Raw genomic sequence first — 13,909 nt, forward strand, 5'->3', positions numbered from 1 at the left:
TTAGTGAAAGTACGTACTCTCTAAGCGTAGAGAAACTATTGTAATCGCTTTCTGTACAAGGTAAGATAACAGTGCAAGAGATATCACAAGGAGGGAAAAGGATATGATGCAAAAGATTCAACGCTTTGGTGGAGCGATGTTTACACCGGTCTTATTATTCGCATTTGCCGGTATCATGATCGGTGTCTCGACATTGTTCACTACAGAAGCAATTATGGGAAACCTAGCAGATCCCAATGGTCTTTGGTACCAATGTTGGAACGTTCTGTTACAGGGAGGATGGACCGTATTCAATCAGTTACCATTGATCTTCGTTGTCGGCTTACCGATTGGATTGGCAAAGAAACAACAAGCAAGATGTTGTATGGAAGCACTGGTACTGTATTTGACATTCCAGTATTTCATGAATACGATCTTAGCCCAATGGGGTCTAACTTTTGGAGTTGACTTCGCAGCAGAGGTTGGAGGTAGCAGTGGCTTGACCATGGTAGCCAATATCAAAACATTGGACATGGGAATGATCGGTGCATTGATCATCTCAGGTATCGTGATCATGTTACACAATCGTTACTTTGACAAGGAGCTTCCTGAATGGATGGGAACCTTCTCAGGATCAAGTTTTGTCGTCATCATAGGCTTCTTTACATTGATTCCGGTAGCCATATTAAGTGCTTGGTTATGGCCAATGGTACAAGAAGGAATGAGAAGCTTTCAAGGGTTTATCGCCGATGCAGGAGCATTGGGAGTATGGATCTTCATCTTTATGGAACGTATTTTAATTCCATTTGGTCTTCACCATTTATTGTACTTCCCATTCTTCTACGATTCCGCAATCGTAAATGGTGGTGTGTATTCCACATGGGCAAACGCACTTCCACAACTTGCCGCAAGCAGTGATTCATTAAAGGATCTTGCACCTTATGCATGGCCGACATTGACCGGTATCTCTAAAGTATTCGGATGTCCGGGAATCGCACTTGCTTTCTATACGACTGCAAAGAAAAGCAAGAAAAAACAAATCGCAGGTTTACTGATTCCGATCACATTAACTGCCATCGTCTGTGGCGTAACAGAACCGATTGAATTTACGTTCTTATTCATTGCGCCGGTATTGTTCGTCGTACACGCAATGTTAGCCGCAACCCTTGCGACCGTTGCTTATTTACTAGGTGTTGTCGGGGTATTATCCGGTGGTCTGATCGAAATGAGCGCTTTGAATTTTATTCCATTGATGGCAAATCATTGGCAAACGTATCTAACCCTACTTGTGGTAGGATTGATCTTCACCGGTATTTATTTTGTCATCTTCCGCTTCTTGATCTTAAAATTTGATTTTAAAACACCGGGAAGAGAAGAAGATGATCAGGAAATCACGTTCCATAACAAACAAGACTTTAAAGAAAAACAGGCAATGAGCAAAGATAGCCTTGCACAACGTATCCTAGATGCTCTTGGAGGCAAAGATAACATTCAAGATGTAACCAATTGTGCAACTCGTTTACGTGTCAATGTTTTAGATGCATCCATCGTTAAGGATGATGCCTATTTCAAAAAAATAGGAACCCATGGCATCAAAGCTACCAAGACCAATATACAGGTCATCGTAGGTTTGTCTGTCGCAAAAGTAAGAGAAGAATTTGAGGCATTATTATAAGAAAAGGCAGGGATAACCATGACAAAGCACACATACAACCAAAAGAAAGAACGCCGTTTACAAAGAATGTTTTTGATCACTAAGGGATTTCTTCTATGTACCCCTATCATTTGTTACTTTTATATCACGATGACAGGGTGGATGCAACAAACATCTTTCCAAGAAGTATTGTCACAACATCCAAGCATGAGCGTACTCTTTCTTATCTCTATGTTAAATCCTTATATTGCTTATCTGCTTCATTTGATGCAGAAAAAACTTCAGGAAGGAAAGGAAAGCTTTGTATGTATCAACATGGTATTATTGTTGATTGCACAATTGCTTACCATGAATGTGTTCTACTTTGTAATGTTGCTCTATGTCTTTTATAAAGCATGCGACTATTATCAGATTCATATAGGAGATAGTTTAAAGAAACTGACGTTTACGACATCTTTTGTACAAGGTGGTGGTAGCATGCTTATCGTAATGCTCAGTTCCATATGTTTATTCGCAACCATTCAATTAATGTAAAAACAGGAGGAAAAGGAAATGGAAAAGAAATATTCAATTACGATCGCAGGTGGAGGAAGTACCTTCACACCAGGTATCTGCTTATTATTATTAGATCACATGGATCGTTTCCCTATAAGAAAGATTATGTTCTATGACAACAATTCACAACGTCAAGAAGTTGTAGCGAAAGCTTGTGAAATCTACATGCGTGAGAATGCCCCAGAAGTAGAGTTTGGCTATACGTGTGATCCTAAAACAGCATTTACGGATGTTGACTTCGTTATGTGTCATATTCGTGTAGGTTTGTATGCAATGCGTGAGAAAGATGAAAAGATTCCAATGAAATATGGTGTTGTCGGACAGGAAACTTGTGGTCCTGGTGGCATTGCTTATGGTATGCGTTCTATTGGTGGTGTGATTGAAATCTTAGATTACATGGAAACTTATTCACCTAATGCATGGATGTTGAATTACTCTAATCCGGCAGCAATCGTTGCGGAAGCGACAAGAAGACTTCGTCCGAATTCAAAAATCTTAAACATCTGTGATATGCCAATTGATCTAGAAGAAAAAATGGCACATATGGTAGGACTTTCTTCTCGTAAAGAAATGTCTGTAGGTTATTATGGTTTGAATCACTTTGGATGGTGGCACAAAATCGAAGATAAAGATGGTAATGATCTTATGCCTGAAATCAGAAAACATATGGCAGCAAATGGCTTTGCGGATGCATTATCTTCTACCAACCAACATGTAGAACCTAGTTGGGTAGAAACCTTCGCCAAAGCAAAAGATGTTTATGCACTAGATCCTGAAACGATTCCCAATACCTATTTGAAATACTATTTATATCCTGATTATGTCGTAGAACATACCGATCCTAATCATACTCGTGCCAATGAGGTCATGGAACATCGTGAAAAGAATATCTTTAGCGCATGTCGTATGATCATTGAAAAAGGAACCAGTAAGGATTGTGGCTTTGAGCCGGATGCACATGCGGAATATATCGTAGATTTGGCTTGTGCGATTGCGAAAAATACCAAAGAAAAGATGTTACTGATCGTACCGAATGAAGGTGCAATCGAAAACTTCGATCGTAGTGCCATGGTAGAAATTCCATGTATCGTAGGTAAAAACGGTTATGAACGTATCGTCCAAGGTGCCATTCCTCAATTCCAGAAAGGTTTGATGGAAGAACAGGTTTCTGTGGAAAAACTAGTGGTTTCCGCATGGATAGAAGGAAGTTATCAGAAATTATGGCAGGCATTGACCTTATCTAAGATCGTACCAAGTGCAAGAATCGCAAAATTGATCTTAGATGATCTAATTGAAGCAAACAAAGGCTATTGGCCAGAATTGAAATAATATGTCACTCTTCAAAAAAAAGATAAAAAAGCTATATGCAATCGCAGATGGAACCAATGTTCCTATGGAAGAAGTTCCCGATGAGGTGTTTTCCACCAATATGATGGGGGAAGGTGTCGCATTGATTCCCGATACAGGAAATATTTACGCACCGTGTGATGGTGAAATATCAATGCTGATGGAGCATTCCCTTCATGCATTTGGCATCATCAATGAAGATGGAATGGAGCTTTTGATTCATATCGGCTTGAATAGTGTTGAATTGATGGGAGAAGGATTTCAAGCACATACCGCCAAGGGAAAACATGTGCATAAAGGAGAGCTTTTGATATCCTTTGATAAGGAATTACTGAAGGAAAAAGGAATCAATGATATTACGATGATGGTACTTGTAGAGCCAAAAGGTCATAAAATCGTGGATATCTGTCCAGATATTCATGTTCAAAAAGGGGAAACTTGTTGGTTAAGTTATCAATGAAAAAAGGCGATGCATAGAGATTGCATCGTCTTTATCTTTTCATAGAAAGCATGGTATAATAAGCGAAAAGGAAGGGGAGATTGTATGCGTATTGAGGATCTGATCAATGAGCATTACGATAAACTAAATGAAAACGATCAAATCATATGGAATTACATTGATCATCATCGTAAGCTGTGTGAACAAATTTCAATCGATGATCTTGCGAACCGTTGTCATGTATCACGTTCCACTGTGTTGCGTTTTGCGAAACGTTTGGGATTAAAAGGATATGCGGAATTGAAGGTACATTTACGTATTGATAATGCAGGGGATATAGAACCACAAAGTGGTTTGGAACATGTATACGGTATTTATAAAAACTATATGGATGAAATCAAACAAAGAGATCTGACATCTGTCATCGAATTGATTGCACATGCGGAAAATGCTTATGTTTATAGTACCGGTAGCATTCAAAATAATGTAGCTATGGAAATCAAGCGCTCTTTTCTATTTCTTGGTAAGCTGTTTTTCAACATCACATCAGCAAATGAATCCTATATCTATTCTGATATCATCAATCAACATGATGTCATTATCATGATTTCTTTTTCCGGAGAAAATACGCAACTCATAGAATTTGCGAAAAAACTGAAAGCCAAAGGAGTACCTATCATATCCATTACCGCAACTAGACATAACACCTTGTCCCATATGGCAAAAGAGGCACTCTATGTTGAGGTGCCGGATTTAGAAAATCCTCTGGGACCTCGTTATGAAGGACTTGTCAATTATTTTATCTTGGTAGATTTTATCATTGTAAAGTATATGGACTATCACGAAAGGAAAACGATCTCATGAGCTTGGAAGAAATGATCGACAGCCATTATGAAGAGCTGAACGAAAATGATTTATATATTTGGCAATATATCTATCATCATAAGATGGAATGCCAGAAAATGTCCATTCAAGATTTGGCACATGCGTGCAATGTTTCGCATACAAGCATCATACGATTTGCGAAAAAATTAGGAATGGATGGTTATAGTGAATTAAAGGTCGCAATCAAATGGAGCTTACATCGTCCCTCTACTTTTGATCATCATATCTTGACCCAATGCGCCAGTGAAATGAGAGAAACCATCGATCAAATGGTATATGGTGATTTTGAATCGATCTTAGCTTCCATTGATCAAGCCAAAAGAGTGTTTTTATATCCAACAGGAGAGGTACAATATCATGTAGCACAAGAAATGAAACGAGAATTTGCATATCGAGGAAGGATCATGCATCTGATCGAAGGAGATACCGAATTGGATGCGGTGTTAAATCGAGCGGATAAAAACGATGTATTTATGATCATTTCATTATCCGGAGATAATGAAACGGCAGTCACATTAGCGAAGGTACTAGAAAAAATGCATATCAGATCGATTGGAATAGCGAGAGATAACGGAAACCTTTTATCAAAATACTGTGATGCATTTATCGGTATTAAGACCAGTTATTTTGATACCGGGTTTTATGATAAACGCTTTACTTGTACCGCACAGTATTTTTTAGTGGTAGAATTATTATTTTTAGCTTATCTGGAATATAGCGCAATGAAGGATTCTTGACATCCTTTCCTTTTCCTAAATGGTTTGATATAATGAAAGCGCAAGTTTAAAACAAACGAATAGGAGATATGGATATGTTTAAAATGAAAAAGAAAGTCACATTGGAAGATGTTTTAAATCGTCATTATCATAACTTGGCTTTTTTATTGACATTGGCTGCTCCTGAAGAAGGATATGATGAAATTCATATGCAAGTACAATGTAATGGAAATGATAAGGTGATCATTCACTATATCATAAAAGGGAAACAAAAAACATTAGATTCCAATGATAGGATGTATCAAACAACAAAGGAAGCAACAGAAACGTTATTGAAATTAAAACATGAAGTAAATAGCATCAATGAAACCTTAGTACACTTTGCACAGACACCTTTCCAACAAATGGAATATACCTTAGCTGAGGATGGAACCTTTGAGGTAGCAATGAAATATGAAGAAAGCCATGATTGATTTCATGGCTTTTTTAAGGATCAATAAGTGATAGATTCATTATTTTGCGGATATAACCAATTTAAGATATCAGATATCAGTGCATCTTTTCCTTGGGCTTTTTTATAATATTGGGCAAGTTCCGGATTATCTGTGACGATACCATCGATATCCATCGACAATAAACGCTTTAATTCACTATCCTTATTTACGGTCCAAACAAAGACTTTCTTATTGTTTTCATGTAAAGATGTCAACATATGATTGTTCACAAAGGTTGCTTCAATACTATACATGTCCACATAAGAGAGATCATAGTAATTGCCATAGGCAACCGGTGCAATGAATACTGTCTGAAAGGATGGATCCAAGGCTTTGACTTGTTGTAGGATTTCTAAATCCATAGAGGCAATGACACATTGTTTTTGGAATTGATATTTCTGTAATAATGATAAGGTGTCTTCCACTAAATTCTGTTCATGACCGTTTTTCTTTAGTTCGATCATCAGTTTAATTTTACCATTTGCTGTTTTTACCATATCCTCTAAGGTCGGAATGCGTGCATCCTTAAAATCATAAGAGAAATAACTACCTGCATCATAAGTATTGACTTCACTACTATCCACATCCCATATATTTTTATCCACTCCGGTAGTACGTTTGAAATTGACATCATGCATGACATACAATTGTTTATCTTTTGATTGCTGTACATCGATTTCCGCATAATCTGCCTTCATTTGAATGGAATATTTTAATGCATCCAGCGTGTTTTCCGGTGTGAACGTAGTTCCCGCACGATGTGCAGTAATGGCAATATCTTTTTCAAGTATTTTTTGTTTTTCAAAGATATTTCCCTGATAATCAAAATAGAAACCAATGATAAGTACGGTTAATAATAACTCTCCACCACCGAGAAGGAGTCGTTTCCATCTGTTTTTTCTCGGATAGGGAATGAACTGTTGTGCATCATCATGGATAGATAAAAAGTTATATAGGATCACAAGGAAACCTAAAGTAAACAAAACAATAGGATATAGAAAGTCTGTATATTGTTTTAATTGCATATATTGTAGAAGAAAAGCAGCCATATTCGCCTGTGTATTTTCTTTATTGGCAAAAAGGATTAAAATCAAAAGTGCTACGATAAAGATAAGGATCAATAGGAATAGGATACCGGCTAACATCACCAAATCCATTAGGATCAATTTGATCTTACGTTTTTTCAATAGTTTTCTTGTTTTTCTCCATGCATTGGGAAAACTTTGTTCCTGAAGCAAAAAGATAGCAAGTACATGAAACATATAAAAGGCCAGAAAGTTCACAAGCAGTAGGCCAATCAAATAAGCTCCATAATATGCGGTTCCCATTTCCTTTAGAAAATCAATAAAATATTCCGGTATTTGAAAGTCCGATAAGGAAGATGGTTTTAACATCAAAACAGTAAATGGCAATAAAAAGATAATGATACCAAATACAGACCAGTTTTTCGGATGTAAGATGCGAAGGGCATGATGTAGCGATTTTCCCATAAGCTGATGTAATGTAAATCTTTGTTTTTTCCATGCCTTTTCTAAATATAATACAAGAAAGATCATTTCATAAAACACATACAATCCAACCGTGAGCATCATAAAGAATAAGATGGCAATAGAGAAAGGACGTTGTAGCCATGAAGATACCACTTGCATATTCAAATATTCCAGATGACTCATGTCTAAGCTTTTTTTCAATAGAAAGTTAAAAAAGGGAAGTAATACAATACCACCAAATAATTTATAAATGATTTCAAATGCAAGCAATCGTTTCCAATCCCAATAACAGGTTTGAATCAATTGTTTCAATTTTTGAATGTATTTTTTCATAGGATGCTCCTTTTCTTGAGAGACTATATGGATGAACAAGTGATATGTTAGTTTATGTCATATCCTTTCTCTTATACTGATTCGGCTTGTTCAAGGTCCTCGTATACGCAATTCATTATATACGTTATTCATAAGCTAGGCAACTAATAGGATTCAACCGATAAGTAGCATTAACTTTAAGTTAACGTTAATATGATAAAATGAAGCGGAAAAAGAAAGGATGGTTTACAATGAAATTTAAAATAGGTTTGATCGTTTGTTGTGTTCTTGGATTATTGGTAGGTTGTACAAATCAATCATCACAAAATCCTTCCGATAACAATCATTCACAACATCCATCTGGAGAACATAAAGGCAACAGCCAAGAGTTAGGACCTGGTGCAGATATAGAACAAACAATGCCTGATGTTGTGCAATAATAGGAGGAGAATCGTTATGTATGTTATAAAAAATGCATTTAAAAATATTGGAAGAAATAAAGGAAGAAATCTCATCATGGGAGCAATTCTCCTTGTCATGATATATACCATTGCTATATCCATTATCATTCATACCTCGGCAAAATCAACCATTGATTATTATAAAGAGCAGTTTGGTGCGGAAGTTGTATTAGCGAGAAATAATGAAAACATGCCAAAGGACGCAAATGATTTTAAGTCTCCAACATTGCATGAGATGGAAACATATGCAAAATCAGATCTCTTGCAGTCTTCTAATCTGTCTGCACGAATTGCGGCAAATCTAGTTGGTATCAATACATTGGATAGTGATATAAATAACTCAGGAAAAGGTACACAATCAGATGGTATGGGAGGAAGCTCTAACAATGCAGATAGTTATACTGTGAATAGTTTCATAGTTACAAGCAATCAACCCGAAATTAATGAAGAGTTCGCAAAAGGTCTGCGTAATATTGTGGAAGGAAGGATATACAAAGAGAAAAATGAAGTAATCATTTCACAAAAACTAGCTCAACATGCTAATTTAAAAGTCGGCGATACGATGAAGATTAAAGTAACTTCTCCATATGATGCTTCTGATTCAAAAGAAATTCAGGCAAAAATCAGTGGTATCTATGAAGACCATGCACCTGAAGATGATTTTTATGAATTTAAGTCAGCACTTACCAATCGTGGCAATGAAGTCTTTATGAGCATAGAAACAGCAAAAGCAGGACAGCTTTTTGATTCGGATATGGCAGTGATTTCCGCCTCTTTCAAGTTGAAGGATCCATCTGATCTAACAAAACTTCAAGCGGAATTTCGTAAAAAAGGGCTACCTGAATATTTTGAACTGATCGCAGATACGGCAACCTATCAAAAGATGGTAGGACCATTAGAAGGTTTAGGAAACATAACGAAAACCTTTACGATTGCATTGCTTGTCTTTGGCTCTATCGTATTGATCATTCTATCTAATATCGCAATTAGGGAAAGGAAATATGAAATCGGCGTATTAAGAGCAATCGGTATGAAAAAAAGCAGAGTATCCCTAGGTTTGTTAAGTGAGATGCTGATCATCACAGGAATTGCTTTGGGCATTGGATTATGTGCAGCAAGTATCAGCAGTAAACCGATTGCCAATGCTGTATTGTCCTCACAAGTGGAAGACACCAAAGAAAGCAGTAAATATACCATAGGTTCAAAATATGTGACAGGATCTACGATCGTAACCGTACCGATTGATGATATCAATACCGAATTAAATAGTAATGCAATTGCACAAATTACTTTCTTTTCGATGATTTTGGCGTTAGTATCCAGTGCAACAGGTGTCATGTATATAACAAAATTTGAACCAGTAAAGATATTGTCAGAAAGGAACTAGGTTATGAGTATTTTAAAATTAGAAAATGTCAGTTATATTTATGAAGGAAGTACAAAAAAAGTATTGAAAGATATCAGTATTGCTTTTGAATGTGGTATCTTATATGGCATTATCGGAAAATCCGGTGCAGGAAAGAGTACTTTATTATCTTTGATATCCGGATTAGATAAGTGTAACGAAGGCGCTATCATATATAATGAACAAAATATGAATGAAATCGATCGTGATGAATATCGTGCAAAAGGAATCGGAGTTATATTTCAAGGATATAACCTACTAACCAATGCAACGGTTTTGGATAACATTCTTTTATCCATTGATATCAGTGGAAAAAACATACCTAATAAAAAGGAATATGCGTTGGCATTACTTGAAAAAGTGGGTATCGATCAAGAAAAAGCAATGCGAAAGGTATTGAAACTATCGGGTGGAGAACAACAACGTGTTGGAATAGCGAGAGCCTTATCTCATGATCCTAAAGTGATCATTGCAGATGAACCGACAGGAAATTTGGATTCTGATACTGAAACAAATATCATGAGCATATTAGAAAAGTTAGCACACGAAGAAGATAAGTGTGTCATTATTGTCACTCATTCTAAAAAAGCAGCGAGCTATGTTGATGAATTGTATGCATTATCGGCAGGAACGTTGACCTTTGTAAGATAAAAGAAAAGGAGCAGCTATGTACGTTATTCGCAATGCATTAAAAAATTTAGTAAGAAATAAAAGTAGAAATATGCTTCTTGGAATCATCATCTTTTCTATGATCTTTACAACAGCGGCGTCTATGATCATCAATAAAACTTCTGAACAAGCCATACACTACTATAAAACAAAATTTGGTGCCGAAGTGACAATGACAAATATGTCAAGCAACAAAGATAAGCAAACTCCTTTGAGCGCAGAAAAACTGCTTACCTTTTCTGAATCCGAGTATATCCAATCGAAAATATACACAGCCCAAATTGCGACAATTCCAAAAGGATTGAAAGTATTGAATGATAAAAGTGATTTCACAAATGGCAATCTCATCGCAAAAGCATATGTCAAGGGTAGCAGTGATTCATCTATCAACGAGGCATTTTCAAAAGGACTGAAAAAAATCATCGAAGGATCCATGTATCAAAAGAAAAATGAGTGTATCATCAGCAAAGAATTCGCAGATCTTAATGGGTTAAAATTGCATGATGCAATCACTGTGATTAGTAATATCAAAGAAAAGCCAATGCCCCTTGAACTTAAGATTACAGGAATATATGAAGATAAATCACTGAATCGAGAAACTGAAGTTTCCAGTCCCTTATTTCAACCATTGAATGATGTTTATACAAGCTTTGATACCGTAGCAGACTCTAAAATATTTCAAACATATGGCACTTTGGATGTGAAAATGGCATTGAAAGATCCGAAGATGCTAGAAGCATTCAAAAAAGAATTAAAAGAAAAGGGATTGCCTGAATATTATAGTGTAACAGTAGATGAGGATACTTATAAGGCTATGGTAACGCCAATTGAAAAGATCGCAGGCATTTCAAATAAGGTTATGATCGGTGTCTTTGGATGTGGAGGAATGATCTTACTTTTATTATCCTTAATGACGATTCGTGAACGGAAATATGAAATCGGCGTATTACGTGCGATGGGGATGAAAAAAGGTAAGGTGGCATTTGGTTTATTAACTGAAAGCATTGCCATTGTTTGTATTTGTTTGATCATGGGATTGGGGATTGCGAAAGCTTCGCAACCTACAATTTCAAAAGCTGTGATATCGACTCAAATAACAAACAAAATAGAACAAAAAAAGATAGTAGAAAATGTACGATTTGATGCAAATGAAATCTTTATGATAACATTAGCATCGCTTGGATTAGTTTTGATTTCAAGTATCAGTGGTGTCTTATATGCAACACGTTATGAACCATCTAAAATATTATCTCAACGAAACTAGCATTGTAATCCGGATAAAATGTGGTAATCTATAAATAAAAGAAGGCAGCACAAGTTTGCTGCTTTCTGTGAACCTAAAGGGGTGATAAATATCATGAAAATACTATTGATAGAAGACAATAAAGATTTAGCAACGTCTTTAAAAAAGGGTCTTGAAGAACGAGGCTATCAGGTAGATATAACCTATGATGGAAATGATGGTGAAGAAAAGGCATTTGTGAATGCTTATGATTGCATCTTACTGGATTTGAATCTTCCCAAAAAAGACGGCTTAGATATCTTATCTTTCTTACGTAGCCACAGTGTCGAAACTCCTGTTTTGATCATCAGCGCTAGAGATCGTGTGGAAGAAAAAGTAAAGGGACTCAATCTCGGTGCTGATGATTATCTGACAAAACCATTTCAAATGAGTGAATTACACGCAAGGATACAAACCTTGATTCGCCGTTTTCATGGTCGTAGCCAACCCATGATTCAAATAGATGACTTAATGATCGATCCAATGAATCGATCGGTTTCTATCAATGAAAAGGTTGTCCCTTTATCTGTGAAAGAATATGATATATTAGAATACATTGCACAAAAATATCCTAGAACTGTGAGTGCAGAAGAAATTGTTGAGCATATCTATGATGATGAATTAGATCCTCGATCTTCAGTTTTAAGAGTACATATGATCAAGTTAAGAAAGAAGCTTAGGGAAGCTACAGAGCGTGATATTTTAATGACAAGAAGAGGAATTGGATATTATATCTCATGCAAAGAAAAAGAATAAAACAAACAATCGCAATCATCCTCTATGCAACTTCCTTATTTACTCTTTTTATGTTAGGTAGTATATATTATCAAAAACAATCCATTCGGGTCATGAAAGATCAGTTTGATTTGCAAGAGAGCGTCAATGATACAAGACTTGATTGGACAAGTGATGATAAAACAAATGCAATACGATTCGATCATATCTATCAAGGCTATCAATCAAATTTTTCTTATTTTCAAACTTCTTTTTATGTCATGTTATTAATACAAGGATTATTGGCTACGTGCATTCTATGGTTTTATTTACATTCTTTACAGAAGAAAGAGTTAAAAGAGATTATGATGGACTTAGATTCTATAGATGAGGAATTCACTATATCGGATCATGATTTGAATGAGGTATATCAGCGACTACAGAAACGATTTGAAGATCATATCAATGACTATAAGCGACTAAACGCCTTTTTATCACATGAACAAAAAAATGCACTTGCAACGTTAAGAACACGATTAGAGGTAGATCATCAAACGCAATATTTATCACAGTTAGATCATGTTACAAATTGTATCAACGATGTTTTGACTTTAGGAGAACATTATGATGAAGAAACCAATATCATAGATGTCGCATTGATTTGTGCAGAAGTATATGATTATTATAAAGAAAGTTATGAGAAGCTTAATTTTTATTTGGCTGAAGAGGATCAAACTGAGATTTTAGGAAAAGAACGATGGATTCAAAGAGCCATTAGTAATCTAATCGATAATGCAATTAAATATGGAAAGGGAAACTCTATTGAAATTAGTGTAAGAAATAAAAGAAATAGCGTCATTATCTTAGTAGAGGATCATGGAATCGGGATACCAGATTCAGAAAAGGAACAAATCTTTGATATGAATTATCGTATCAAGGAACTAAAATCCGATGGATATGGTATTGGACTGAGCTTGGTTCATCATGTCTGTGATTTATGCCATGGATATGCTTATGTAGAAAGTGAGGTCGGAAAAGGAACTAGATTTTATTTAAGTTTTCCGGCATATATCCGCAAGAATTCTTAAATCCGATACATGATGATTTAGTCTTTCAATTGAATGAAAAAAAACAAAAATTTCCAATTTCTCAAAATATTTAAATAAAATTTAGGATTTTCACCTCTGTTTTACGTATGTAGATAAGTAAGGGCCATTTCTATATAGTGAGCCTAGAAAGATACGAGGTGAAACCATTGGAAAAAATTGTAGAATCAAAGAAACAAAAAGTAAGTTTTCAAAATGATGTATTATTTAAGCATTTTTTCATCGGCATGGATGAGGATTCTATCTTTTTGCGACATACGGTGATTAGTTTAACAACAAAAATCCTTCCGAAAAGAACCGAAGTATGTAATCCGGAAATGATACCTAAACAAGAAGGCAACAAACGTATCATCATGGATATTCATTTAAGAGATGAAGAAATGAGAGAGTATAATATTGAG

The 13,909-nt window shown here is 35.7% G+C and carries 14 protein-coding genes and 1 pseudogene; 14 read left to right on the forward strand and 1 reads right to left on the reverse strand.

Features of this window, described 5'->3' with window-relative positions:
* Positions 1-103 precede the first annotated feature (103 nt).
* The 7 genes from UGRO018_RS03800 to UGRO018_RS03830 all read left to right on the forward strand — a co-directional run bounded on the left by UGRO018_RS03800 (position 104) and on the right by UGRO018_RS03830 (position 6,048).
* Positions 104-1,654 carry an alpha-glucoside-specific PTS transporter subunit IIBC gene (locus UGRO018_RS03800; RefSeq protein ID WP_416325126.1) on the forward strand — a complete coding sequence of 517 codons (1,551 nt, stop codon included), beginning with the start codon at positions 104-106 and terminating at the stop codon, positions 1,652-1,654.
* 18 nt (positions 1,655-1,672) lie between these two features.
* Complete coding sequence (locus UGRO018_RS03805; protein ID WP_416325127.1) at positions 1,673-2,167, forward strand: hypothetical protein; 495 nt, start codon at positions 1,673-1,675, stop codon at positions 2,165-2,167.
* A gap of 18 nt (positions 2,168-2,185) precedes the next feature.
* Positions 2,186-3,517, forward strand: a complete 1,332-nt coding sequence (locus UGRO018_RS03810; RefSeq protein ID WP_416325128.1) for a 6-phospho-alpha-glucosidase — start codon at positions 2,186-2,188, stop codon at positions 3,515-3,517.
* A 1-nt stretch (position 3,518) separates the two neighbouring features.
* Positions 3,519-3,995, forward strand: a complete 477-nt coding sequence (locus tag UGRO018_RS03815; RefSeq protein WP_416325129.1) for a PTS sugar transporter subunit IIA — start codon at positions 3,519-3,521, stop codon at positions 3,993-3,995.
* Positions 3,996-4,079: 84 nt separating this feature from the next.
* Complete coding sequence (locus UGRO018_RS03820; protein ID WP_416325130.1) at positions 4,080-4,838, forward strand: MurR/RpiR family transcriptional regulator; 759 nt, start codon at positions 4,080-4,082, stop codon at positions 4,836-4,838.
* Positions 4,835-5,596, forward strand: a complete 762-nt coding sequence (locus UGRO018_RS03825; protein WP_416325131.1) for a MurR/RpiR family transcriptional regulator — start codon at positions 4,835-4,837, stop codon at positions 5,594-5,596. Before UGRO018_RS03820 ends, UGRO018_RS03825 begins: the two co-directional genes overlap by 4 nt.
* Before the next feature lie 74 nt (positions 5,597-5,670).
* Positions 5,671-6,048 carry a hypothetical protein gene (locus tag UGRO018_RS03830; RefSeq protein WP_416325132.1) on the forward strand — a complete coding sequence of 126 codons (378 nt, stop codon included), beginning with the start codon at positions 5,671-5,673 and terminating at the stop codon, positions 6,046-6,048.
* Between the two features lie 20 nt (positions 6,049-6,068).
* On the opposite strand, the gene UGRO018_RS03835 is transcribed toward UGRO018_RS03830, so the two are convergent.
* A complete protein-coding gene (locus tag UGRO018_RS03835; protein ID WP_416325133.1) occupies positions 6,069-7,892 on the reverse strand; it encodes a glycerophosphodiester phosphodiesterase family protein in 1,824 nt (607 codons plus the stop codon).
* 230 nt (positions 7,893-8,122) lie between these two features.
* Between UGRO018_RS03835 and UGRO018_RS03840 the strand changes: the two genes are divergently transcribed.
* From UGRO018_RS03840 to UGRO018_RS03870, 7 genes and pseudogenes are all read left to right on the forward strand, one after another.
* Entirely contained in the window at positions 8,123-8,311 is a 189-nt protein-coding gene (locus tag UGRO018_RS03840) for a hypothetical protein (protein WP_416325134.1), read from the forward strand.
* A 16-nt stretch (positions 8,312-8,327) separates the two neighbouring features.
* Positions 8,328-9,719 (forward strand): ABC transporter permease, encoded by a 1,392-nt coding sequence (locus UGRO018_RS03845; protein ID WP_416325135.1) that lies wholly within the window; start codon positions 8,328-8,330, stop codon positions 9,717-9,719.
* A 3-nt stretch (positions 9,720-9,722) separates the two neighbouring features.
* Positions 9,723-10,388 (forward strand): ABC transporter ATP-binding protein, encoded by a 666-nt coding sequence (locus UGRO018_RS03850; RefSeq protein ID WP_416325136.1) that lies wholly within the window; start codon positions 9,723-9,725, stop codon positions 10,386-10,388.
* 16 nt (positions 10,389-10,404) lie between these two features.
* Positions 10,405-11,670: an ABC transporter permease gene (locus UGRO018_RS03855; protein WP_416325137.1), complete on the forward strand. Its 1,266-nt coding sequence runs from the start codon at positions 10,405-10,407 to the stop codon at positions 11,668-11,670.
* Between the two features lie 93 nt (positions 11,671-11,763).
* Entirely contained in the window at positions 11,764-12,444 is a 681-nt protein-coding gene (locus UGRO018_RS03860; RefSeq protein WP_416325138.1) for a response regulator transcription factor, read from the forward strand.
* Positions 12,426-13,490 (forward strand): sensor histidine kinase, encoded by a 1,065-nt coding sequence (locus UGRO018_RS03865; RefSeq protein ID WP_416325139.1) that lies wholly within the window; start codon positions 12,426-12,428, stop codon positions 13,488-13,490. Before UGRO018_RS03860 ends, UGRO018_RS03865 begins: the two co-directional genes overlap by 19 nt.
* A 167-nt stretch (positions 13,491-13,657) precedes the next feature.
* Positions 13,658-13,909, forward strand: a pseudogene (locus UGRO018_RS03870) (PD-(D/E)XK nuclease family transposase); the annotation flags it as partial.

This window comes from Hoskinsella mucinilytica (assembly GCF_045223415.1).
In the GTDB taxonomy this organism is placed as follows: Bacteria; Bacillota_I; Bacilli_A; order Erysipelotrichales; family Erysipelotrichaceae; genus Hoskinsella; species Hoskinsella mucinilytica.